The sequence below is a fragment of the Fulvivirga maritima genome, from assembly GCF_021389955.1.
Lineage (GTDB): Bacteria > Bacteroidota > Bacteroidia > Cytophagales > Cyclobacteriaceae > Fulvivirga > Fulvivirga maritima.
The window spans coordinates 2,010,092-2,033,509 of record NZ_CP089980.1 but is presented as its reverse complement, the minus strand read 5'-3'; the positions used below and the strand labels follow the sequence as shown (position 1 = coordinate 2,033,509).

The following is a 23,418-nucleotide window of genomic DNA, read 5'->3' as shown; positions in this document are numbered from 1 at the left end:
GATAATATCACTAATGGATTAGCTCTCTGTTTGAATCAGAAATAAAAATAGTAATCCGGCCATGATAATTAGTATCCATGAGACACCATTGAGCAGGCGGCTATACCTGACCGGCAAGGCTTTATTTTTAATAAGCCCCATAACTATAAAAGCCATACCTGCTGTAATATACAGGCTGAACTCCCAAAAGTCCTGCCTGTATATTTGATATATTGCAAATAAAAGCATTGCCACACCTACTAAGTATTGTGTAACGGCTTCTTTCATTTCTAGTCTTTAATTTTATTTCTCGGAATAAATTTACGGATAATAAGTCTTGTACCTTTATCATAAGTAAAATAATTCCACACCCAGTTACTAAATACTATTAGTCTATTTCTAAAACCAATTATAGAAATCAGGTGAACGAACATCCAGATGAGCCAAGCAAAAAAGCCTCCGAGTCTCATTTTACCCATATCCACTACGGCCTTGTTTCTACCAATAGTGGCCATAGATCCTTTATCATGATATTTGAACCCTATTAGCGCTTTACCCTTTATACTCCTTTTAATATTTGCTGCCAGATGATCTCCTTGTTGAATAGCTACTGGAGCTACCATCGGGTGCCCTTTAGGATAAGCCGGATCTCCACTCATAAAGGCAATATCACCAATAGCATAAGCATTATCTGCTCCTTGAATCATATTAAAAGCATCCACCTTAATACGGCCTCGCTCAATCATATCATCTTCAAGCCCATCAGGATAATTACCCTGCACACCAGCAGCCCAGATCAGGGTGCCTGTTTTAATTTCTTCTCCATTATTCAGCTTGGCCACTTTACCATCATAAGAAGTGACAAGGGTGCTTAGTTTTACCTCAACATCAAACTTCTTCAGATATTTAAGTGCCCTTTTAGATGCAAAAGGAGACATAGCCGCCAGTAACCTATCAGTACCCTCTAAAAGAGTAATATTCATTTTATCAAAATCCAATTCAGGATAATCTGATGGCAGAATATTCTTTTTGAGTTCGCCTAAGGCTCCTGCCACTTCCACACCGGTAGGCCCACCCCCTACAATGGTAAGGTTCATCATGGCTTCTAGCTTGTTCTCATCAGTGGTGATGTTGGCTTCTTCGAAATTTTGAAGAATATGACTTCTGAGATCAAGCGCCTGTGGAATTTGCTTTAAAGGAAAAGCATGGCTCATTATAGACTCATTACCAAAATAGTTAGTCTTAGATCCGGTAGCTATTACCAGATAGTCATAAGACATGTTACCTATTTCTGTAGTGATGTACTTTTCTTTATAGTGAATGGTGTAAACCTCTGCCATTCTAAAGAAAAAATTGCTTACGGGTTCCAACTGCTTCCTTAGCGGATCTGCGATGGAATCTGGTTCTAACCCTGCTGTAGCTACCTGGTACAGTAAGGGTTGAAATGTGTGATAGTTGTTTCTGTCAAATAATACAATCTGTAAAGGTTGCTTACTTAACTTCTTGATTAGTTTTACACCTGCAAAGCCTCCTCCAATCACTATTAAGCGCGGATGATCTGACGCAGGTATAGGGATTTTTTTTTCACTTACCTCGTTCATAATTAAATAGTCTTAAACCCTACGCAATATTAACTGTGGGGGCCATAAATAAATAGTAACGTGTGAGTTAATTTCTTTTTTTATTCAGAGGAACTCTTTTGGGAAAATATTCCTTGTAAAGATAAGCAATAATTCATAGTTGATAATTTTCAAGGTTTTGGTTGAATGAAAATGCCGCTTCTCAGCGGCATTTTCTATTTTTCTTCTATTAAAATTAACTGCTTAATGAGTGTTCGCTTTCTTTAAAGCTCCATTTTTAAGTATTTGGCAGTATGACTGCTTTTATTTTTCACTACCTCTTCCGGTGTTCCGGTAGCCACTACCTGGCCTCCTCCACTACCACCTTCTGGCCCCATATCTACAATATGATCGGCCACTTTTATAACATCCAGGTTATGCTCTATCACTAACACTGTGTTTCCTTTATCCACAAGCTTGTTCAATACATCTAGCAAATGTTGAATATCCTGAAAATGTAAACCAGTGGTAGGCTCATCCAAAATATAGAAGGTCTTACCAGTGTCCTTTTTTGATAACTCTGTAGCTAATTTTACACGTTGAGCCTCTCCTCCTGACAGTGTAGTAGCATGCTGCCCAAGTGAAATATAACCCAGCCCCACTTCATTGAGTGTATTTATCTTTCTTACAATTTTGGGCTGGTTCTCAAAAAACTCTACGGCCTCCTCTACTGTCATTTCAAGTACATCAGAAATAGACTTTCCTTTAAACCTTACTTCTAAAGTCTCTCTGTTATATCGCTTTCCTTTACAAGTTTCGCATGGAACATGCACATCTGGCAAAAAGTCCATTTCAATTAACCTGAGGCCTGCACCTTCACAGGTTTCACACCTACCGCCTTTCACATTGAAAGAAAAACGACCTGGCTTATACCCTCTTATCTTGGCTTCTGGTAATTCGGAAAACAACGCCCTAATATCTGTAAAAACACCGGTATAAGTAGCCGGATTAGATCGAGGAGTTCTGCCAATAGGAGACTGATCTACTTCAATCACCTTATCTAAATGCTCCAGACCTGTGACCTTTTTGTACTCTAAAGGCTCTCTTCTTGAGTTATAAAAGTTCTGATTAAGAATAGGAAATAGCGTGTCATGAATAAGCGTGGACTTACCACTACCAGAAACTCCGGTTATTAAACTTAATGTACCTAAAGGAATTTCAAGATTTACATTCTTCAGGTTATTTCCTGTAGCCCCAGTAAGTTTTAATTTCTTACCATTCCCCTTTCTTCTTTCTTTAGGTACTTCTATCTCCCTTTTGTCATTCAGGTAATCTGCCGTAGAGCTACTTTGTTTCAAAAACTTTTTAGGATCACCCTGAGCTACTACCTGACCGCCATGTCTACCAGCTCCCGGACCAATATCAATAATATAATCAGAAGCCAACATCATATCCTTATCATGCTCTACCACTATAACGGTGTTACCCAAATCACGCAGATCTTTCAGTGACTTAATAAGCTTAACATTATCTCTTTGATGTAAACCTATACTTGGTTCATCTAAAATGTAAAGCACACCTACTAACTGCGTACCGATTTGAGTAGCCAGCCTAATACGCTGTGCCTCTCCACCAGAAAGTGTTTTTAAAGGCCTGTTTAAATGTAAATAGTCTAGCCCCACATCTAATAAAAAGCCTATTCTCTTTCTTATCTCTTTTAATACTTCTGAGGCTATTACATTTTGCTTTTCTGACAGCCTTTCTTCCAAGCCCTGAAACCAATCCCATAATTTACGAATGTCATATTCAGCTAATTGAGATATGTTATGATTATCTATGAGAAAGTGTAGCGCCTCCTTCTTCAGCCTAGCACCATTACACTCAGGACATGTGTTAGTGATAGTGAAATCATTAACCCATTTCTGTATTTTATCTGAGCCTGCCTCTTTCTGTTTCTCCAAAAACTTGATGATTCCCTCAAACTTGGTATTCCAATCTGTGCCAGGGTATTTAACAGATTTAACAGCTACAGGCTCGCTATCACCATACAGCAAAATTTGCATTACCTCCTTAGGTATTTTCTCTATAGGAGTAGAAAGCGTTATTTTATTTCGCTTAAGTATCGCTTGTATTTTCTTAAAAATCCAGATATCACGGTATTCGCCTAAAGGCAGTATACCTCCTCTGCTTATACTTAGCGATTTATCTGGAATAATAGAATCTTCTGTAATCTCTTCTATCACTCCCAGGCCATTACACTTAGGGCAAGCACCATATGGAGAGTTAAAAGAAAATGTATTAGGTGCCGGTTCATCATAAGAAAGCCCTGAAACAGGATCCATCAGATATTTAGAGAAATGATGTATTTCTTCCTTTTGATCGAGAAGCATTAGAACTCCTTCACCTTGCTTTAGAGCAGTTTTTATAGATTGGCTTATCCTGTATCTGTCCTTCTCTAATACCTGAATACGATCAATCACCACCTCAATATCATGAGTTTTATAGCGATCTACCTGCATTTTGGGCACGAGCTCCTCCATCTTGCCATCTACCCGTACTCTGGAATAGCCATTTTTTCTTACTTGCTGAAACAGCTCTCTGTAATGCCCTTTACGCCCTTTTACAATAGGGGCCAAAATAGTCAACTTCTGCCCATCAAAATTCTGAAGAATATGATCTAAAATCTGATCTTCAGACTGACGCACCATTTTTTCGCCAGTAGAATATGAAAATGCTTCCCCTGCTCTGGCATACAGCAGACGCATAAAGTCATAAATCTCCGTAGTAGTCCCCACAGTAGACCGTGGATTTTTGGAAGTAGTTTTTTGCTCTATAGAAATAACCGGACTAAGACCATTGATCTTATCAACATCAGGCCGCTCCAAGTTACCGATAAAAGACCTGGCATAGGCACTGAAACTTTCCATATACCTTCTTTGCCCTTCAGCATAAATAGTATCAAAAGCTAATGAAGACTTACCGCTACCACTAATACCGGTTATTACTACCAGGGTATTTCTAGGAAAAGATAAACTTACATTTTTAAGATTGTGCTCTCGGGCACCTATAATTTCTATATTATCATAGCCTGTAATGTCATATCCTTCGCTATCTTTTAAAACTTCCTCTTCTGCGATCATAGGCTATTTAGTTTGGTTTTGCGTAAAACACAAAATTGAGCCATTGAATGGTTAAATGCAACTGATAAAAAATGATTATAAACCGTGAGTGTAAATTAATTCCCCACTGCCAAATCAGGATCGAAATCTAAAGAAATGGAGTTCATGCAAAATCTTTTGTAAGTGGGAGCAGGACCATCGTCAAAAATATGACCAAGGTGAGAATCGCATCTTCCACATAACACTTCTATACGATGCATTCCATAAGAGTTATCATCTTTGTAAATAACACTATTTTCTCTTACGGCCTCATAAAAGCTGGGCCAACCGCAACTACTGGCGAACTTAGCATCAGAATAAAACAATTTGTTTCCGCATACAGCACAGTAGTAAACTCCTTTTACGTCAGTATCCCAATATTCTCCTGTAAAGGCTCTTTCTGTAGCTGCTTCTCTTGCCACAGCATATAAATCAGGAGGAAGTATTTTTTTCCATTCCGCATTACTCACATTTAATTTAGAAGTATCCGTTCTGGAGTAATAAGGATTGTTTTTATGATCATTACTTGTTTGAGCATTAGCTTCACCTAGCATAATTGTCAATATTGATATGATTAAAATATTTTTAACGAATAACATAAGCTATCTATTCTATGATGTAATAACACCTCAGTAAAAGGTAGGGTTCAATTAATTGTTTGAACAACCTTTACCTACACAGATACGCTATTTTGTTACTTTTGGTTTTTACAAGAAAGATTAAAGCTTAGCGATGAGCTCTACAAATAAGGCGGTAAGTTTTACCTCTGCCTCACCGGCAATCTCTAAGATTTCATCTAGGCTCACTGGTTGCAGATTATCAGGATCACAATCATCAGTAAGTACAGAAATAGCGCAACAAGGTAGAGACATGTGATTAGCCACTATTACCTCTGGCACGGTGGACATACCTACTACATCAGCTCCTATTTTTTTGAGATATTTATATTCCGCTTTAGTTTCCAGGTTAGGACCAGTTACCGCCACATACACCCCTCGGTGCAAGTGTATATGTTTTTCATAGCCAATATCCATAAGCATATTACTCATTTGCTCATCATAAGGCTGGCTCATGTCAGGAAAGCGAGGCCCCAGTTCATCTATGTTAGGCCCAACTAATGGGTTCTCTGGCTGTAGATTAATATGATCTTCAATAAGCATCATATCTCCTTTTTTCCACACTAGATTCATATTGCCAGCAGCATTAGAAATGAGCAATTGCTGCACTCCCAGACACTTCATCACCCTTACCGGAAAGGTCACTTGTTTCATATTGTAACCTTCGTAATAATGAAAGCGGCCCTGCATGGCTAGCACCTTCTTACCTGCAATTTCACCATAAATCAATTTGCCATGATGAAACTCTACTGTAGCCTGTGGAAAATGAGGTATATCATCGTAAGAAATTTCAACCTCTATATTTATTTGCTCTACAAATTTATTGCCCAGGCCTGTGCCTAGTATTACGCCTATCTGAGGAGAAGTTATTCCCTTATCTTGCAGAAAAGCGGTGGTTTCTTTTATTTGATCTATAGTCATAAGACAATAATAACCTTAGCTAATGTAAGGTGCAACATTTACCTGCTCATGCCACTGTACCCTGGCAGCTGGAGCCAGCTCCTGCAGTACAGCCATAGCAGTGTTGACTTATTTTAATTTCTCTGTTCTCTAATTTATTTATATCAAAATCTCTCAAATGCTGACCAGCAGCCTTCTGCACTTTTAAGCCTAGCATCTGATTAAAATCACAATCATATAGATAGCCCTGGTAATCTACAGAAAGTGTATTGCGACACATAACACCTTTTACGGCTGCCGGATTAAAAGCATTAACTAATTTCTCCATATAGTCGTCATAGTTATCCGTACGCAGTAAAAACTCCAAAAACCGACTTATGGGCAAGTTGGTAATGGTAAAAAGGCTATTAAAATCTATATCAAAATGATTTTTTAATTCCTTTTTAAAATCTCTCTCAAGCTGTAGTTGATCAGCTGGCAAAAAAGCTCCGGCCGGGTTATACACCAGATCCATTAATAAACCTGTACCCTCTTTTCCATAGCCCACTTCATTGAGCATTTGTAAGGCTTTTATAGATTTTTCAAAAACTCCCTTCCCTCTTTGCCTATCCGTCTTATCTGGCTGATAAAATGGCAAGGAAGAAATTACTCTTACTTTATTTTCTTTGAAAAACTGGGGTAAATCATGATAAGACGGGTTAGCCAGGATTATAGTCAGGTTAGACCGCACAATTATCTCATCAACTCCTGCCTTATTAGCTTCTTCTACAAACCAACGGAAATCCGGATTCATTTCAGGCGCACCACCGGTAAGGTCCAGCGTTTTAATATTCGCTTTCCTAATAATATCGATACACATTTTCATGGTATCGCGAGTCATAATTTCTTTACGATCAGGCCCCGCATCTACATGACAATGCTTACACACCTGATTGCACATATAACCCACATTTACCTGAAATATTTCGAGGCTATTCGGCTTTAAAGGGTATTCATTGATCAGGCTAAGCTTATCCTCAAAAGTAGGTAGCTCGCCATCAGCAAACATGCCTTCAGAAAGTATCCGCAGTTGCTCTTGCGTATTGGCTAAAATATGGTGGTTAGCTCTTAATGATTTAATCATAATATAGCACTACATAGAAAGCTTCTTAGACTTATTCATCATTTGTACACTATGCACTAATGATGCTCCGCCTCTAATAGCTGTAGTTACATGCACGGCTTCCATCATTTGCTCATCTGTAACTCCCTTCTCTAATGAATCTGAAGTATAAGCATCTATACAATATGGACATTGGATAGCATGAGCTACTGCCAGAGCAATAAGTGATTTTTCACGAGCAGTGAGAGCACCTTCCTTAAAGACATCTCCGTAGTAATCAAAAAACTTTTTGGCCAATTCTGGGCCAAACTCTGCTACATCTCCAAACTTTTTTAAATCTGCGGGATCATAATAGGTCTTTTCCATAAAGAGTATTGTTTGCGTTATTTAAAATGATAATCACCTTTCTGAAGATAACGCAAAGACTGCAATAGTGTTAGTCTTTATGGGTTTCTTTCAATTAAGGTTATATCACCTAATAACTTAAACGCTACTAATTACTAACAGGAATGGCAATGCGATATACCTGATTTCGGGAAACATCCAAGTGATCATCTCTAAGCCACGGATTATGTCTTTTCAGTAATTTATAATTAATGCCCTGATCCTTAGCAAAGGCTATTAGGTCTTTAATATCATGATCCACCTCTACATAGCGTAGTTCTTCGGCATCATAAAGGTGTTTCTTCTCTATATTGAAACCGTATTTTTTAGGATGCTCAATGATTTCCTTAATCGCCAGAATTCTAAATACATACCTGGATGTTTCTTCATTGAGCAGAAGATCATAGTATGAGTCTACTTTTTGATTATCTAAAGCCCGTTGCAGGCCGGCCATGCCTCTATTATATGAGGCTGCTACGTTAGTCCAGTTGCCAAATTTTTTATATGACTTCCTCAAGTAACTGCAAGCAGCCTCGGTAGCTTTTAAAGGATCATAGCGTTCATCCACTTCTCTATCTATCTCCAGGCCATTTTCTTTGCCTGAAGATTCGAGAATCTGCCAAAAGCCTACGGCATTACTAGGAGATACCACATTAGCAAAGCCGCCTTCTATGGCTGTTAAATATTTAAAGTCATCAGGAATATCATTCTTCTTCAAAATCTCTTCGATCTGAGGAAGCCATCGGTGCGCCTTCTTTATCAATACAATAGTGCTGCTGTGCCAATAAGTATTAATCAGCAACTCTCTATCTAACCGCTCTTTCACATCAGGAATTTCCAAAGGAACCCTCTCTCCTGCAAAAGTAAGCTCACTGGGAATGTCTAGTGAAACGGCATTTAAGTATCCCATATATTCACCTCCCGGAGCATGGTTTATGTTATACCTCGGCATATCTGCCGTAACTGCTTTTTTAGTAATAGTAGCAGATTCAGCTCTGCTGTTATCATACTTTACATAACTACATATAATGATTAATGATAGCAACGAAATAGCATGAGGGAAGTATTTCATAAGTATTGTAGTTTAAAAAATTAGCACCAACAATTATTTAATTCTTAGACGATTTAAATAGTTCACAAAAGCCAACTCTGAACAGTAATTTTTTAAAAATTAGGTGATAGAAGGTACTTAGCATAGAAGTCATCAATTACTTCCACAGCCTCTTTTTCTGTCTCTACAATTTTAAACAGATTAAGATCTTCTTTACTCACATTATTAGCAGCTGTAAGCATTACATCTTTGATCCAGTCTATCAGGCCTCCCCAATATTCTTTACCCACCAGTACAATAGGGAATTTCCCGATTTTTTTGGTTTGGATTAAGGTTAAAGCTTCAAATAGTTCATCTAAAGTACCAAAACCTCCAGGCATAACTATAAAGCCCTGAGAGTATTTAGTGAACATTACTTTTCTCACGAAGAAGTAATCAAAAGTGATCAGCTTATCAGGGTCTATGTAATCATTTCCTTTCTGCTCGAATGGAAGAATAATATTTAGTCCTACTGACTTACCCCCTTCAGATTTGGCTCCTTTATTAGCCGCCTCCATAATACCAGGACCACCGCCTGAAATAACACCATAGCCATGTCTTACCAACTTAGCCGCAATTTTCTCAGCCATTTTATAATATTTGTGGTCATCACGAGTTCTGGCAGATCCAAAAATAGTTACACACGGGCCAATTTTGGCTAGTTTTTCAAACCCCTCCACAAACTCTGACATTACTTTGAATATCACCCAGGAGTCATAACTTTTTATTTCATTCCAATCTTTCTCTTCAAAAGCACGAATAATTCTTTTTTCGTCTTCACTTAATTCATCAAAATTCTCTATATGATCTTGCTTTCTCTTTTTTCCTTTCATTGTCTTAAAATTTTAAACAGCTGATAAACATACTTAATAAGTTTTCTTATAACAAACAGTTATCAAACTTATGCTCAGCCGATAAGGTCTTCTAATGCGGAACGCAACTGTGGATATTGAAACTGAAAACCTTTTTCTTCTATCTTTTCTGAGGATACTCTACTCCCTCCTAATAGCATGGAAGCCATTTCGCCTAAAATCAGCTTTAACATAAAAGCGGGCACCGGAGGTAAAAAAGCGGGCTTGTGCAGCACCGATGAAGTAGTTTTTGTAAATTCTTTATTAGTAACAGGATTTGGAGCTACGCCATTATATGGTCCTATTAATTGATTTTCCATAGCATATATAAACTGATGACAAAGGTCATCTATATGAATCCAGCTCATATACTGATCCCCTGATCCTAATGGAGCATTCAATCCAAATTTTGCAGGGATCATTAGCTTTTCTAGCGCCCCTCCCTTCGGGGTAAGCACTAAACCAACTCTTATTTTTGACACTTTAATGCCCAGATCGGCAATAAGATCGGCTTCTGCCTCCCAGGCCTTAGTTACAGTGGCCAAAAAATCATCTCCAAAACGGCTTTCCTCTCTTTTCATAACCCCACCAGAGTCATAACCATAATAACCAATGGCAGACGCCGACACCACAGCCTTCACCTGATGTTCATGATCTCGAAGGAGGTCCTTCAGTAAAGCCGTAGATCGGGTTCTACTCTCTAACAGAATTTTCTTTCTCTCTTTATTCCACCTTTCATCAGCTATTCCCGCTCCTGCCAGGTTAATGATATAATCAGTTCCTTGTAAGCAGGCTTCATCAATAGTATGAGCATTAACATCCCAGGCATAAGCCTCTATGTTCTTCACCTTTTTAGGGTTTCTGCTCAAATATTTTACCGTATAATTTTTCTGCTGAAGTAGCTCGGTAAGTCTGCCCCCTATGAGGCCCGTTCCTCCTGTGATTAGTACAGTTCCACTCATTATTTAATGATTCATATCCTATAGGAAAAACGGTCAATAAGTATAAAAGTTTTAAATAAAAAAACAGGCCATTGAAAATAGATCAATAGCCTACAGGTTAGGGATTAGTTTTATTTGTAAACGGTATACAGGATTACTGCGGCATTATAACCTTTACTGCAAGGCCAATATATTATTTGTGCATCTATGTAAGACACTGATCCAGTTGAAGCAATAATTTCATCAACATGATCTTGAAGATCATCCTCATATATATCCATGCTAACATCATCATCACTATCCATATAAAATGAAAAACCTTTGTAGAATTGTGTAACATCACCTGAAGGAGGCCAACTTTTTGGATAAACCGAACAATTCTCAATATAGTAAGCTGCTTCAGAACTAGCTTCTCCGCACTGAACATCATCACTAAGAGCACATCCTATACGATAGGTATTTGCATCAGGTTCAGGAATAGACTGAAGTTCTTGCTGACTTGCCTTTCTATTGACCACTTCCCCGATCATTAACATTGGATCATTCTCTACTGTTGATGCCTTATGAATTTCATTTTCATCACATGATGAAAAAAATATTAATACGGCTAAAACACTAAGACAAAATTTTAATTTCTTTTTCATAATCACATTAGGTTTAGTTAATTATATTAAATTAATAATTATATTAAATTAATAATTATAATAATATCATTATAAAAGCTTAGATTACTATTATGTTATATAATTAATGCCTAAATAAAAAAGGACAACCATTTCTGGTTGTCCTCATATCTAATATTGACGTAGCAGATTTCTCTGACTGTGGTGTTTTATTTGGTTGCAGCCACACCAACCTACGCCAATACTATATTATCTTAGTTAAGAATACTTGTCCACGAGAACAGAGCAGCATCAACTCCACCTGTTTCACCTTCTGTAGCAGTAACAATTACCTCATTATCCCCAGCTTGAACATCTTCGATATCTACTGTACCAGCTCCCACAACAGTAATAGTTCCACCTGCAGCGTGACCTTTTTTATCTGTGCAGTCTATGAAGTCTTCAGCTGTAGCAACATCAGAAACAAACCCGTTAGTTATTGTAATAGAAGATCCTCTTCTTACCTTAATAAGGTCTGCAAAATTCGTTGTCTCATCCTCATTAATGATAGTTAAACCATTAAAAGTTACATCAGACTGACCTTCTTGGTCTGGCGAAATTCCATCTAAGTTACCGTCTCCTTCAAGACCTCTAACATCTTCTGACTCAGCAGTAAAACCTGACTGTCTGATACCGTACGCATTGGTGATTGTTCCTTGGTAACCCTGAGTCCAGTCAAACATATCATCTCTGATGTTTACTGCTAATATATTTTTAACATTAACACGACCACCGAAGAACTCTATTCCATCATCATCTCCATAATTAATAGCAATATTTTCTACAATAGTTCCAGAGCCAACAGCATAGAAAGTAAATCCATTAAATTCTTTTTCTCCATTGATTCGAGCACCTGTATACTCTAGAATCATATATTTAATTACACCTGAGTTATCCTCAACGGCGTCACCACCATATGACAAAGGCAATACCTCTGTAGTGGATGTACCCCCTCCACTAATTGGAGCAAGACCATTCACTATTAAACCACCCCAGTCACCAGAACGAGGGTTAGAAGCAGCTGAAGTTATTTTGATAGGATCCGTAGCTGTACCCTCTGCCATAATTTTAGCACCCGTTTCGATAACCATATATACATTCGTGCCACCAGCAACAGCTTTAATAGTAGTTCCAGCTTCTATAGTTAAAGTAGCCCCTGACTTTACGGCCAATGGACCTGTCAAAGTCCACTCAGTAGCTGCATCCAATTTAATGTCTGCGGTTACAGATCCTTTCAAATCTGCAGCATCTAAATCCGCATCATCTTGGCTTTCTATAATACCATCTTTTGTTGGTTCAGGTGTAGATCCACCGTCATCGTCGTCACCACATGATGAGAATACTAAAAGTCCTGTCAGTGCCATTAACGAAAGAAATTTCGAAGCAATTTTCATAATCAATAAGTTATTTAGAGTTTAAAGTTTAAAGGTTAATCCCAAAGAAATCTTAGCTCCTCTCTGAAAGTTTTGAATCACAAAACTTTCACCAGATCCGATATCTTGAGATAACTTATATTCAGGGTCTAAGATATTCTGTGCTTTGAAATCAACTTGAAAATTTTTGTTAAATCTATATGAAGAAATTATGTCCAAAGTTGGTATCCCCTTTTCCATAATGTTATCTCTATCAGCAGTACCAATTGTATAAATACGATCACTGAAATAATTGAACACTAATGCTGCAGTTATGCCTTTGTTTTCCGTTTCTGACTTGTAAGAGATATCAGCATTTAATAAAAGGGGTGATGCACCTTCTAATTCAGCCTCATCATGCGTGAATAGAACAGTAAGTTTATCATCAGGATCGTCTTCTAACTTTTGCTTGGAGTACAGATAAGAAGCATTAACTCCAACTGAGAACGAGCTGAATTTATCATCTTTCTGCTTCTCCCAAATTTTCTTCTGGAATTCGAGTTCTATACCTGAAACATCAGCATTACCTGTATTTACATAAGACAATTCTGTCGCTGCTGAAGTTACAAGAACACGGTTGATAGCATTTTCAATATGCTTATAGAAACCAGTTACCGCAAATAGATTTCCCTTACCAAAATACTTCTCAAATTTTAAATCAACATTATAGTTATCAGCAGGCTTAAGATCTGGGTTACCAAAACTTGAGAAGTTAACATCTTCATATAAGAACGGAGCTACTTCCTTAAACTGCGGGAAAGTATATGATTTACTAGCCGCTAGTCTAATAATGTCATTTTCTGACAGTGAATACTTTAAGTTAAAACTCGGAAGAATATAGTTAGGGTTTCTTTCTGACAAGTTTTCGCCATATTCATTACGATCCTGGTTGAAATCCCAAATTACTTCCTGTCTAACTGTCTCATACCTTACTCCGGCTCCTAAAACAAATCTATCAGAAAGTTCATAGTTGAAGTTAGCTATAGCAGAGTGAATAATCTTAGATCCGTCATAGGTATCTGGTGCGAAAACATCAATCTGCTCTTGATTAAATCCACGAGTAGTGATTAATCTAAATATATCATCATTAATTGACTGTTGATTAAATAATGTCGCATCAGGGTTATTAATATCTACAGGTGCCTGGTTGGCGAAATCAAAACTGAATTGTCTATACCCGAAATTTCTTTGAGTATTTCTGTAAGAATAACCTAACTCAAATTTACTAGCTCCATCTTTATCTCCTTTTAATGCATAACTGAATATAGCTTCTGCATTAACATCATCCTCCTCAAGAGTTGAGAAGAATCTATGATTTAAGCCAGCGCTACCAGCCGCCACTGAATATTTACCAGTGTTTTCATCCAGCAAGAATGTGTTTGTTCTTCTATCTGGCTCGGATCCTCTGATAGAGTTAAATGATCCCGCCAAGTTTAAATTAATCTTATTAGAAAGAGAAACATCTGCTAAAAGCTGATTCACAAAAAGATCATTGTCATTAACCTGTTGCCTTCTAATAAAAGCAGACCTACCATCCACTTCTGTAAGGTTTTGTGCCTGACCAGCATACTCCCCAACCATTTGACTGTTATTGTGGATGTACATGGTATTATAAGACAAATCTATATTAGTAGACAGATCATAGTTAAAATTACCCATGAAGATCTGAGCCACATTATAATCGAAAGCTTTGTAAGTGTAATCTCTACCAGCTCCACCATCTGAGCTTACTGCTGATCTTGTTATACCTTCTTTATATACATATTCATTTTGAACTGATGCTACTAAAAATGCATCTAGCTTATGAGAACCAACATCTAGTCTTTTTCCCCCACTTATAGAGAAAGAGCTGTTAAGTGGCATGCTTACAGTAGAGGGTTTAAAGCTATTGTTAAAATCATACTGAGTAAGATCAGTAATAGGACTCTCCTCACTTAAACCTGTTCCTAACATATTTGAACCATCCGGACGAAGGAAATCTTGGCCAACAGCACCTGTATTTAGCCCGGCAGATAAGCTTACTCTTAGTTCCTGATCTTCGAATAACTCTTTAGAAACTATGTTAATGTTAGCACCATCAACATCTCCAAAAATTGATGGATTAAATGTCTTATTTATATCTACACTATTAATAATACTGGTAGAGAAGAAGTCTAAAGAGATGTTTTTATATTCAGGATCCTCTGATGGAAGAGGAAGACCGTTTAATGAAGTAGAATTGTATCTATCTCCTAGTCCTCTTACAAATACGTTTTTAACACCTTCCTGCTTACTAACACCAGTAACCTTAGTTACCGCTGCCTGAGCATCACCAACTCCTTTCCTAGATAGTTCTTGGGCTCCAATGCTTTGCTTAATTTCGACAGCATTTTTTCTTTCTAAAAGAAGAAGATTTTCAGAAGTTTGATCAGCCTTAGCAGTTACCACCACCTCTTCTAACTGAACATCGTCCGTTTGAAGCAGAACAGTAAGTTCAACTACCTCACCTGCTCCAACAGTCAGATCCTGAATTTTGAAATTAGCGTAACCAATAAAAGTAGCGATAAGGTTGTAAGTTCCTGGCTCTACCTGGAATTGGAAATTCCCCATGATGTCAGTAGCAGCACCTGTAGAAGTACCTTCTACAAAAACATTGGCACCGATGATTTCTTCGCCGGTCTGTTTATCCTTCACCAAACCTTTAACAGTCCCTTTCTGAGCCATAGCTGTTATGCCCATTAGGGATAAAAACACGATTAATAAATTTTTCATTTTTGCAACCAAATTAAATTCGCTGCAAATGTGGAGTTTAATTGTTAAGTCAAGTCGACATCTATATTAACTATTTGTTAAAGAACAGAAAAGGTGTTTTATCCCAATATTAACAAAAAGCCATCTCCGGAATGAGATGGCTTTACATTTTTAACTATTATAAAGAAATAGGTGCTATAATCTATATATTAACTAATTGTTAATTGGTATTTTATTGAGAATAGAATCAATGATCTGATGTGTCTTTATATTATCGGCTTCAGCCTCATAGTTTAGTATTATTCTGTGATTTAGCACATCAGGAGCTACTTCCTTAATATCTTCTGGTAGCACATAATCTCTTCCTTCAAAGTAAGCGATTGCTTTAGATGCCAAATTCAGGTTAATAGTTGCTCTAGGAGAAACACCAAATTGAATGTATTCGGCCTCTTTGTTTAAGCCATAAGATTTAGGATCTCTGGTAGCATATACTATTTCTACTATATATTTTTCTAGAGACTCAGAAATAGTAACGTTATTAATCTCATTTCTGATCGCAAATACATCTTCTTTAGAAAGCACTGTATTCACGGTGTAATCAAAAGTCATATTTGAGATTCTACGCATCACCTCCAGCTCCTGCTCTTTTGTAGGATAATCTACATATACCTTCATCATAAAGCGGTCTACCTGAGCCTCTGGTAATGGGTAAGTTCCCTCCTGATCTACCGGGTTTTGGGTTGCAAGTACCAAAAATGGCCTGTCGAGTTGGAAAGTAGTTTCACCAATGGTCACTTGCTTTTCCTGCATAGCTTCTAATAATGCCGACTGCACTTTAGCAGGAGAACGGTTAATCTCATCAGCCAGAATCATATTGGCAAATATCGGCCCTTGCTTCACCTCAAACTTGGCAAGCTTCTGATTATAAATCATAGTACCAATAAGGTCTGCCGGCAATAAATCTGGTGTAAATTGAATCCTTTGAAAATCGAGATGTAATACTTTAGATAAAGTACTTACAGTTAAAGTTTTGGCTATTCCGGGTACCCCTTCCAGCAAAATATGGCTTTGGGTAAACAGCCCTATAAGCAGCCTGTTTATCATAGCCTCCTGGCCTACCACCACTTTTCCTACTTCTGAAAATACCTGCTTAATTTTGTCCTGATACTCTCTTTTCTTATCTACTGTAGATATTGATTCGTCCATTCCTAAGATTGGTTAAGTTTATTAGTACAACTGTAAAACTATTGCAATAATATATATTTAGCTTTAAAATTTTTACAAAGGGTTAGGCTTTACGACTAACTGGTCAATATTTAACATTTATTTGCATATCTTATTAATAATATATGAGACGATTTGTTATAGGTGATATTCATGGAGCTTACAAAGCTTTAATTCAATGCCTCCAAAAGGCACATTTTTCTTATGAAGAAGATCACCTAATATGCCTGGGTGATGTGTGTGACGGCTGGCCAGAAACTAACCTGGCACTGGAAGAGCTTTTAAAAATCAAAAATCTTACCCTTGTAAAAGGGAATCATGATTTCTGGGCCGAAGAGTGGGCAAGAACTAATGAGCCAGACAGCCTCTGGCTTAATCAAGGGGGAGCCGCCACTGTTAACAGCTACCCTGATGGCATGCCTAAAGCCCATTATAATTTATTAAAAAAGGCCTTTTTATATTATTTAGAAGATAACAAACTGTTTGTACACGCTGGCATTGAACCTGGCATACCGCTGGAAGCTCAAGGCTCTAACATCTTTCTGTGGGATAGATCATTATTTAAAATAGCTTTTGATGCCTATCAAAATAATAATGAACAACAGCTATCTGCTTTCGAAGAAATATACATAGGCCATACTCCTATTCATAACTATGATCTTTTTCACCCCATAAAAGCTTGCGAAGTATGGTGTATGGATACAGGAGCTGGTTGGAACGGCGTACTGTCACTTATGGATATAGACAGTAAAGAAACGTTTATTAGCGACCGGGTAGACACCATGTACCCAAAAGGTAGTGGCCGTATTAAACATCAAGCTCAATAATCTGTGCCTCCACACTGCTGGTATAATTCTGTATGTAATGGTCTATTTCTGCCGTAGTTTTATAATTAGTAACTACATTTTTAATGTCATCCAAACTTACCATCTGCATTCCCTTCTCGCAGAAACCAAAGCCATGATAAACACCCTTTTCAACTAGTACTACTGCCTGCTCATCTTCCGTTCTGCCCTCTCCTAATATGGCAAATGATTTATCTGCGCCTTGCTGAAAAGATAGAATAGCTTCATTTACTCTCTTATTATAATCATCAGCAGACTCTTTACCATCACAAGCACCATGACACTTACCTAACTCAAGGTCATAACAAGCTCCTTCACTTTTTTGTATCCCTGATAATTTTGGACAAAGATCAAACTCTTTTACTTTATCAATCATAAAATGCCAGGCATCAGTATGAGCATGAAAAGTTATAAGAGGCATAAGCCCTTTCACTCTTTTACTCACATTCATACGTAGATAGCCATCTCTATCCTCATATTTATAAATAGCCCAAGGATTGCTCTTCACCTTCTGCGATTGATTATACTTGGGCCAAAGCCGCTTGATCTCCTGAGATTCTAATAACAACGCCACCAGCTCATTTCCTGTCAGTTCAAAGCTGATATGATGAATCTCATTCCTAATAAATTGATTTCGTTTATGCTTGCTGGTTCCTGAAAAATGGCCAGTAATTCGTTTTTTAATATTAATGGCCTTGCCTACATATATCACATTGCCATGCTGATCATGAAAGTAATATACCCCGGGTAGTTCCGGCAAGCTGCTATATTCTTGTTTTGGAAGGTTTGGAGGCAATGTAGTTTCCTTGGAATTTCTCTTTAGCGCCGCCTCTACTATTTCAGGTGAGCCTTTAATAATTCGTTCAAATAAAATAGCCGTAGCGTGGGCATCTCCCCCGGCACGGTGCCTATTCTGAATATCAATATCCAGCTGCTCACACAAATTACCCAGACCATATGATCTTAAACCAGGAAACACATTTCTACTTAGCCTTACCGTACATAACCTCTTAGGACTAAAAGTAATGCCTACATTCTCAAACTCTCTTTTGAGAAATGAATAATCAAAGTGAACATTATGTGCCACAAAAATTTTATCCGCTAGCATTTCACTCATTTCCTCAGCCACTTCTTTAAAAAGCGGAGCAGAATCTACCATAGACTGATCAATGCCAGTGAGGCCAGAAATATAAGATGGTATAAATTGCTCAGGATTTATGAGCGTTTCATAAGTATCTATCACCTGTTCCCCGTCATGAATTACTATGGCCACTTCGGTAATTCTACCACTACCGGCAAAGCCCCCCGTTGTTTCTATATCTACTATTGCGTACAATTTTCTTAATCTAGATTGTAGAGTTTCCTCTCAAAAGTATTCTAAACATCTACAGCTTTTAGCTGTTAAAAAATTATAATTATGCCATTAGACTGCAATTTTTCAATTATTTAGTTAAATTAATTGAGGCACGATATTTATAACTTAAACTACCATGGCTACAACTAAAACAACAACCAACAGCAAAGCCGGAGCTAAAACAAAAGCTAGAAGCTCTAAAGCGAAACCGGCGAGTACAGAACAAGATTCCCAAACTGATAATTCAAAATTAACAGCAGTTTTAGAATCCAAGGTTTTTGCATTAGCTATGAGTATTGCAGAAAAGATATCTTATAGTAAAAGTAAAATATTCCGTCTTCTTCAGCATGCTTTTGAAAAACTTAAAGAAGAGAGTAACAGAAATAATATTCAGCGTGAGTTTAAGCACAAAACAGCTGTACTCATACGTATGATTAAAGCCTATTACAATGGTTTATATACCAAAATACCCACTAGTGCTCTGCTAAGAGTGGTAGGAGGCTTGGTGTACTTTGTGTGGGTGCTGGATTTTATTCCTGATTTTATACCCATTCTGGGCCTGGCCGATGACATAGCAGTAATAGTATGGGTATATAATGGTTTGAAGGAAGAGATTGAAGAATTCGAAAACTGGGAATCAGTAAGTTCAATTAATATAGACGACAACCAATAAAATCAACAATTATGGACAACGGAAATTTAAAATTTTTGGCTGGACTAGCAGCCGGTATGGGAATAGGAACTGTATTAGGTGTATTACTAGCTCCAGAAAAAGGCTCTGAAACCTACAAAAAAATTGAAGGCACCGTAAAAGACGTTGCTAACGACTTAGTGAACTTCGGAGCTGAAAAAGCAAAACTTCTCAAACAAGAAGCCGAAAAGGTTACAAAATAATATGTCATTTCTCAGCCGCATAGCACGTAAGCCTATCGATATTGTAGAGCATAAAGTAGACAAGCTAAAAAGCCAGGTGAAAGAAGAGATAGGCGAAGCCATTTCCAAAATTGCCCTTGTGGTGGTTATGATGGTCATGCTATGCTTTGCTGTGCTCTTTGCCAGCATAGGCCTGGCTCTTTATCTGAACCGTGTTACAGAGTCAGAGCTAATGGGCTACCTTATAGTGTCTCTTATTTATGTAGGGATTTTTATAATATTATTTTTAGCAAGGAACAAGAACATTATCTTCCAGAAAATGAAGGAGTTCACTCAATATTTATTTGGTGGACAGAACTTCCACTAAAAAAAATTTAAGTTTTTTCTCACTAACCCATTGTAAATTAAAAAGGCTTTTATACATTTGCAGTCCACTTAGCAAGATAGCTAGTGAGAAGCTTAAAAAAGCGAGAATAGCTCAGCTGGTAGAGCACGACCTTGCCAAGGTCGGGGTCGCGGGTTCGAATCCCGTTTCTCGCTCAGAAACATCGCCTGCACACGAGCAGGCTTTATTTTTAAGGTAAAACTAGGCTACGCCGTAGCTTACGCCCGGGTGGTGGAATTGGTAGACACGCAGGACTTAAAATCCTGTGAACATTGTGTTCGTGCGGGTTCAAGTCCCGCCCCGGGTACTCAAACCCCTGTTAATCGATAAGATTTTCAGGGGTTTTGTGTTTTATAGGCTTTAGAAAATAAATATTAGAAAGTAGAAGTAGGTGTGCCTACACTCTGCTCAATATCATGAACTTCTTCAGGAGAGATATAAAGATTATCTATTCTTGCTCTGTAATCTTCAGGAAGATCATCACGCATTAGAATATACTTTTTCGTCTTTATTAAATAATCAGCAAAGCCATGCTTTATAGCATAAGTATCTGCTCTGCGTTCCGCTCTTCTTAAATAACGGCGAGAAGTAAAGTATCTCATACCGAAACCCACCATTTGAACAGAACTTCTATTCAGGTAATCCACTATATGACCTAGCTCATGTGCTACCCACCCAACTATAATATCATCAGGTAAAGTAGAAATAGACTTTAAAGAATCATTTAAAGAAATCATCTTTTGCATCTTAATCTTGTACACACGATTATACTTACTTCTAAACAAGGTTCTTATGCGCGGCTGAGCCTGCATTACAGCATTATTAATATGCTCTTTAAATAAGAAGTCGATTGAAATATCTTTAAGCTCAGGATAATACGACAGAGCTTCCCTAATGGGCGCCTCTAGTGATTGAGGAATTTTCTTATTCTCATAATACTCTTCAGAAAGCTCTTTCTGCTGAGCATGAATTATGAGTGGACATAAGAACAAAAAAGCGATGAGATATTTCTTTATACACAAAATGATATGGGGTTTTACAAATTTATGGGAACAAACACATTAAAGTAACCTCCTGAATAGACTTAAAGTTTGAAGAATCATATCTAAAATCCAGATCAGAACTTATTTTTATAGATATACCTACAATATCAGGTCATAAAATAATATAAAAAACAAATAGTCTATAGCTATGCCTTTATAGAGCGGCACAGTTTAAGGAAAAAAGAATCTTCAACACCTAATTATTTAATAAGAAAACACTTTTTAATGAAAAGTATTATGATTATCCGTAATTACCCATAATGTAAAAAAAGTATTAAATTAGTGTATGGATATATTCAGTTTCACTACCCACTTCAGTGATGAACAATCATGCAGAGAGCATTTTAAAGGAGAACGAGACAAGTTAGGAGTTATATGTCACCGTTGCGGTCATGATCAGCATTATTGGATAAAAAGCCGATGGAGCTATGAGTGTAAAGCTTGCCGAAGTAGAACTTCTTTACGTAGCGGCACGATCATGCAAGACTCTAACCTTTCTTTTCTGGTTTGGTACAAAACAATGTTTTTAATGAGTGTTACCAAAAAAGGTTTTTCCAGCAAGGAGATTCAGAAGCAATTGGGATTGAAACGATATGAGCCCGTATGGGCAATGGTTCATAAACTGAGAAAAGCCATGGGAAATCGAGATTCCAGATACACTTTAGAGGGAATGATTGAGATGGATGAGGGCTATTTTACAGTGGAATCAACTGAGATCGAGAAGAATAAAGGGAAAAGAGGTAGAGGAGCGGCAGGAAAACAAAATGTAGCAGTAATGGCTGAATCTACTCCTTTAGAAGACTTGGAAACAGGAAAAAAAGAACGCCAATGTCGTTATTTCAAAGCTAAAGTACTTAAAGGCCACAGTTCACAGGAAGTAGATCATGTATTACAATCATCCATTGATGAACAAAGTATTGTTTTTTCAGACCAAAGCACTTCCTATGTTAACATTGCTGATTATATAGAGCTTCACATTACTGAGAAATCTAATAAGCAAACCACTAACGAGACACTTAAATGGGTGCATATCACCATTAGCAATGCCAAAAGAACATTTCTAGGGAACTACCATAAGATTAAAGGAAAGTACCTTCAATTGTATCTCGATGAGTTTGTTTACAAACTCAATAGACGATACTTTGGTGATAAGCTCTTTGATAGGCTCGTTATAGCTAACATTACAGCATATGACTAATTACGGATAATCATAAAAAGTATTGCACCGTTCATCAAAATCAACTAAAAAGCTCCGGACAAAAAAAATCTGCTCACTCCAACAGTTACTAACTATGTGGAATAAGCAGATTTACTTTTATAATTAAAGGGCCTTATCTAGGCTGATTGCTGCAAATGTTGCTTTTCTGCAGATCCTTTGTCCTGAACCAAAAGCTCTTTAGCATGCTCTTTGTTTTTGGAATGTAGAATATGCTTAGGCACACCTCTCAAATCCCAAATTAAACCTAACCAGCTAAGCATTTTCAATCCATAAAAAGTGATGTCTATTTCCCACCAGAAGAAGCCGTTTCTGGCAGCTACCTGATAGTAGTGGTGATTATTATGCCATCCTTCACCTAATGTAAGCAGTGCTAACCAAAGGCTGTTTTTAGACTCATCACCTGACTCATATCTTTGCTTACCAAATTTGTGCATGATAGAGTTAATGGTAAAAGTACCATGATAAAGAATAACGGTACTAAGAAAGAAGCCAATGAATAAAGTAGAAAGGCCATGGTGAGTAAACATTAACAACGGGCTACCACCATTTACCCAAGCGCCCAGCATCGTAACTACTAATGCAAGTACAATAGGAGGCACCACATGATATTTATTCAACCACACTAATTCAGGGTATTTGGCATAGTCACCAATAGTTTTGTAATCCGTTTCCTTAAAGTCAGGCCCTATAATCCAACCAATGTGAGAATACCAAAAACCATATAACTTCATTGAGTGCGGGTCAGCAGGTGTATCACTATAACGATGGTGATGCCTGTGATGGGCAGCCCACCAAAGAGCTCCTTTTTGCACTGAAGTTTGCGCCATAAAAGCAATTACAAACTGAAACCACCTGGAGGTTTTATAAGATTTATGGGAAAAGTATCTATGATACCCTCCAGTTACCCAAAACATTCTGAAAAAATACAAAAAGGCACAAACTATCCAATCAAATAAGGTTACGCCAGTCCAAATTGCCGCCAAGGGCATTAAGTGTACAAGAGCAAAAGCTATCTCTTGCTTCAGAACGGGTTTATTTCTTTTTTCTAAAACTACTTCTGACATTTTTTGTCAATTAAAATTAACTGCAA

The 23,418-nt window shown here is 37.5% G+C and carries 22 protein-coding genes and 2 tRNA genes; 7 read left to right on the top strand and 17 right to left on the bottom strand.

What is annotated here, in order from left to right; translation table 11 throughout:
* Nucleotides 1–18: 18 nt before the first annotated feature.
* The 14 genes from LVD15_RS08650 to LVD15_RS08585 all read right to left on the bottom strand — a co-directional run bounded on the left by LVD15_RS08650 (nt 19) and on the right by LVD15_RS08585 (nt 16,591).
* On the bottom strand, nt 19–267 hold the full coding sequence (locus tag LVD15_RS08650) for a hypothetical protein (protein ID WP_233779896.1): 249 nt from the start codon (nt 265–267) through the stop codon (nt 19–21).
* 2 nt (nt 268–269) lie between these two features.
* Nucleotides 270–1,580 carry an NAD(P)/FAD-dependent oxidoreductase gene (locus LVD15_RS08645; RefSeq protein ID WP_233779895.1) on the bottom strand — a complete coding sequence of 437 codons (1,311 nt, stop codon included), beginning with the start codon at nt 1,578–1,580 and terminating at the stop codon, nt 270–272.
* Nucleotides 1,581–1,822: 242 nt separating this feature from the next.
* Nucleotides 1,823–4,678: an excinuclease ABC subunit UvrA gene (gene uvrA, locus LVD15_RS08640; RefSeq protein ID WP_233779894.1), complete on the bottom strand. Its 2,856-nt coding sequence runs from the start codon at nt 4,676–4,678 to the stop codon at nt 1,823–1,825.
* Nucleotides 4,679–4,773: 95 nt separating this feature from the next.
* Entirely contained in the window at nt 4,774–5,250 is a 477-nt protein-coding gene (gene msrB / locus LVD15_RS08635; protein WP_233780948.1) for a peptide-methionine (R)-S-oxide reductase MsrB, read from the bottom strand.
* A 165-nt stretch (nt 5,251–5,415) separates the two neighbouring features.
* Nucleotides 5,416–6,234, bottom strand: a complete 819-nt coding sequence (locus LVD15_RS08630; RefSeq protein ID WP_233779893.1) for a purine-nucleoside phosphorylase — start codon at nt 6,232–6,234, stop codon at nt 5,416–5,418.
* A gap of 46 nt (nt 6,235–6,280) precedes the next feature.
* The gene (gene arsS, locus LVD15_RS08625; protein WP_233779892.1) at nt 6,281–7,336 is read right to left on the bottom strand and encodes an arsenosugar biosynthesis radical SAM (seleno)protein ArsS; all 1,056 of its coding nucleotides are present in this window, start codon (nt 7,334–7,336) and stop codon (nt 6,281–6,283) included.
* 9 nt (nt 7,337–7,345) lie between these two features.
* A complete protein-coding gene (locus LVD15_RS08620) occupies nt 7,346–7,681 on the bottom strand; it encodes an arsenosugar biosynthesis-associated peroxidase-like protein (protein WP_233779891.1) in 336 nt (111 codons plus the stop codon).
* 127 nt (nt 7,682–7,808) lie between these two features.
* Complete coding sequence (locus tag LVD15_RS08615) at nt 7,809–8,771, bottom strand: lytic transglycosylase domain-containing protein (protein WP_233779890.1); 963 nt, start codon at nt 8,769–8,771, stop codon at nt 7,809–7,811.
* A 92-nt stretch (nt 8,772–8,863) separates the two neighbouring features.
* The gene (locus LVD15_RS08610; protein ID WP_233779889.1) at nt 8,864–9,622 is read right to left on the bottom strand and encodes an LOG family protein; all 759 of its coding nucleotides are present in this window, start codon (nt 9,620–9,622) and stop codon (nt 8,864–8,866) included.
* A 74-nt stretch (nt 9,623–9,696) separates the two neighbouring features.
* Nucleotides 9,697–10,602 carry a TIGR01777 family oxidoreductase gene (locus tag LVD15_RS08605; protein ID WP_233779888.1) on the bottom strand — a complete coding sequence of 302 codons (906 nt, stop codon included), beginning with the start codon at nt 10,600–10,602 and terminating at the stop codon, nt 9,697–9,699.
* 110 nt (nt 10,603–10,712) lie between these two features.
* Nucleotides 10,713–11,225: a hypothetical protein gene (locus tag LVD15_RS08600; RefSeq protein WP_233779887.1), complete on the bottom strand. Its 513-nt coding sequence runs from the start codon at nt 11,223–11,225 to the stop codon at nt 10,713–10,715.
* A 233-nt stretch (nt 11,226–11,458) separates the two neighbouring features.
* Entirely contained in the window at nt 11,459–12,637 is a 1,179-nt protein-coding gene (locus LVD15_RS08595; protein ID WP_233779886.1) for a beta-helix domain-containing protein, read from the bottom strand.
* 21 nt (nt 12,638–12,658) lie between these two features.
* Nucleotides 12,659–15,406 (bottom strand): TonB-dependent receptor, encoded by a 2,748-nt coding sequence (locus LVD15_RS08590; RefSeq protein WP_233779885.1) that lies wholly within the window; start codon nt 15,404–15,406, stop codon nt 12,659–12,661.
* A gap of 192 nt (nt 15,407–15,598) precedes the next feature.
* The gene (locus LVD15_RS08585; protein ID WP_233779884.1) at nt 15,599–16,591 is read right to left on the bottom strand and encodes an AAA family ATPase; all 993 of its coding nucleotides are present in this window, start codon (nt 16,589–16,591) and stop codon (nt 15,599–15,601) included.
* A 143-nt stretch (nt 16,592–16,734) separates the two neighbouring features.
* Here LVD15_RS08585 and LVD15_RS08580 point away from each other — a divergent pair, with 143 nt between their 5' ends.
* Nucleotides 16,735–17,436 (top strand): metallophosphoesterase, encoded by a 702-nt coding sequence (locus LVD15_RS08580; RefSeq protein ID WP_233779883.1) that lies wholly within the window; start codon nt 16,735–16,737, stop codon nt 17,434–17,436.
* Here the strand turns inward: LVD15_RS08580 and LVD15_RS08575 are convergent.
* Nucleotides 17,417–18,790, bottom strand: coding sequence for an exonuclease domain-containing protein (locus LVD15_RS08575; RefSeq protein WP_233779882.1), 1,374 nt, complete (start codon nt 18,788–18,790; stop codon nt 17,417–17,419). The genes LVD15_RS08580 and LVD15_RS08575 overlap by 20 nt on opposite strands.
* Before the next feature lie 154 nt (nt 18,791–18,944).
* On the opposite strand from LVD15_RS08575, the gene LVD15_RS08570 reads away from it, so the two are divergent.
* The 5 genes from LVD15_RS08570 (at nt 18,945) to LVD15_RS08550 (ending at nt 20,373) form a co-directional block, all read left to right on the top strand.
* Nucleotides 18,945–19,481, top strand: a complete 537-nt coding sequence (locus tag LVD15_RS08570) for a YkvA family protein (protein ID WP_233779881.1) — start codon at nt 18,945–18,947, stop codon at nt 19,479–19,481.
* An 11-nt stretch (nt 19,482–19,492) separates the two neighbouring features.
* Nucleotides 19,493–19,702 (top strand): YtxH domain-containing protein, encoded by a 210-nt coding sequence (locus LVD15_RS08565; RefSeq protein WP_233779880.1) that lies wholly within the window; start codon nt 19,493–19,495, stop codon nt 19,700–19,702.
* Nucleotide 19,703: 1 nt separating this feature from the next.
* Nucleotides 19,704–20,048: a phage holin family protein gene (locus LVD15_RS08560; RefSeq protein WP_233779879.1), complete on the top strand. Its 345-nt coding sequence runs from the start codon at nt 19,704–19,706 to the stop codon at nt 20,046–20,048.
* Between the two features lie 100 nt (nt 20,049–20,148).
* Nucleotides 20,149–20,221, top strand: a tRNA-Gly gene (locus LVD15_RS08555).
* 67 nt (nt 20,222–20,288) lie between these two features.
* Nucleotides 20,289–20,373 (top strand) — tRNA-Leu (locus LVD15_RS08550).
* A 67-nt stretch (nt 20,374–20,440) separates the two neighbouring features.
* On the opposite strand, the gene LVD15_RS08545 is transcribed toward LVD15_RS08550, so the two are convergent.
* Nucleotides 20,441–21,088, bottom strand: a complete 648-nt coding sequence (locus LVD15_RS08545; RefSeq protein WP_233779878.1) for a hypothetical protein — start codon at nt 21,086–21,088, stop codon at nt 20,441–20,443.
* Between the two features lie 307 nt (nt 21,089–21,395).
* Between LVD15_RS08545 and LVD15_RS08540 the strand changes: the two genes are divergently transcribed.
* Complete coding sequence (locus tag LVD15_RS08540; RefSeq protein ID WP_233775934.1) at nt 21,396–22,307, top strand: IS1595 family transposase; 912 nt, start codon at nt 21,396–21,398, stop codon at nt 22,305–22,307.
* 137 nt (nt 22,308–22,444) lie between these two features.
* Here the strand turns inward: LVD15_RS08540 and LVD15_RS08535 are convergent, their stop codons facing one another.
* Entirely contained in the window at nt 22,445–23,392 is a 948-nt protein-coding gene (locus tag LVD15_RS08535; protein ID WP_233779877.1) for an acyl-CoA desaturase, read from the bottom strand.
* Nucleotides 23,393–23,418: the final 26 nt, after the last annotated feature.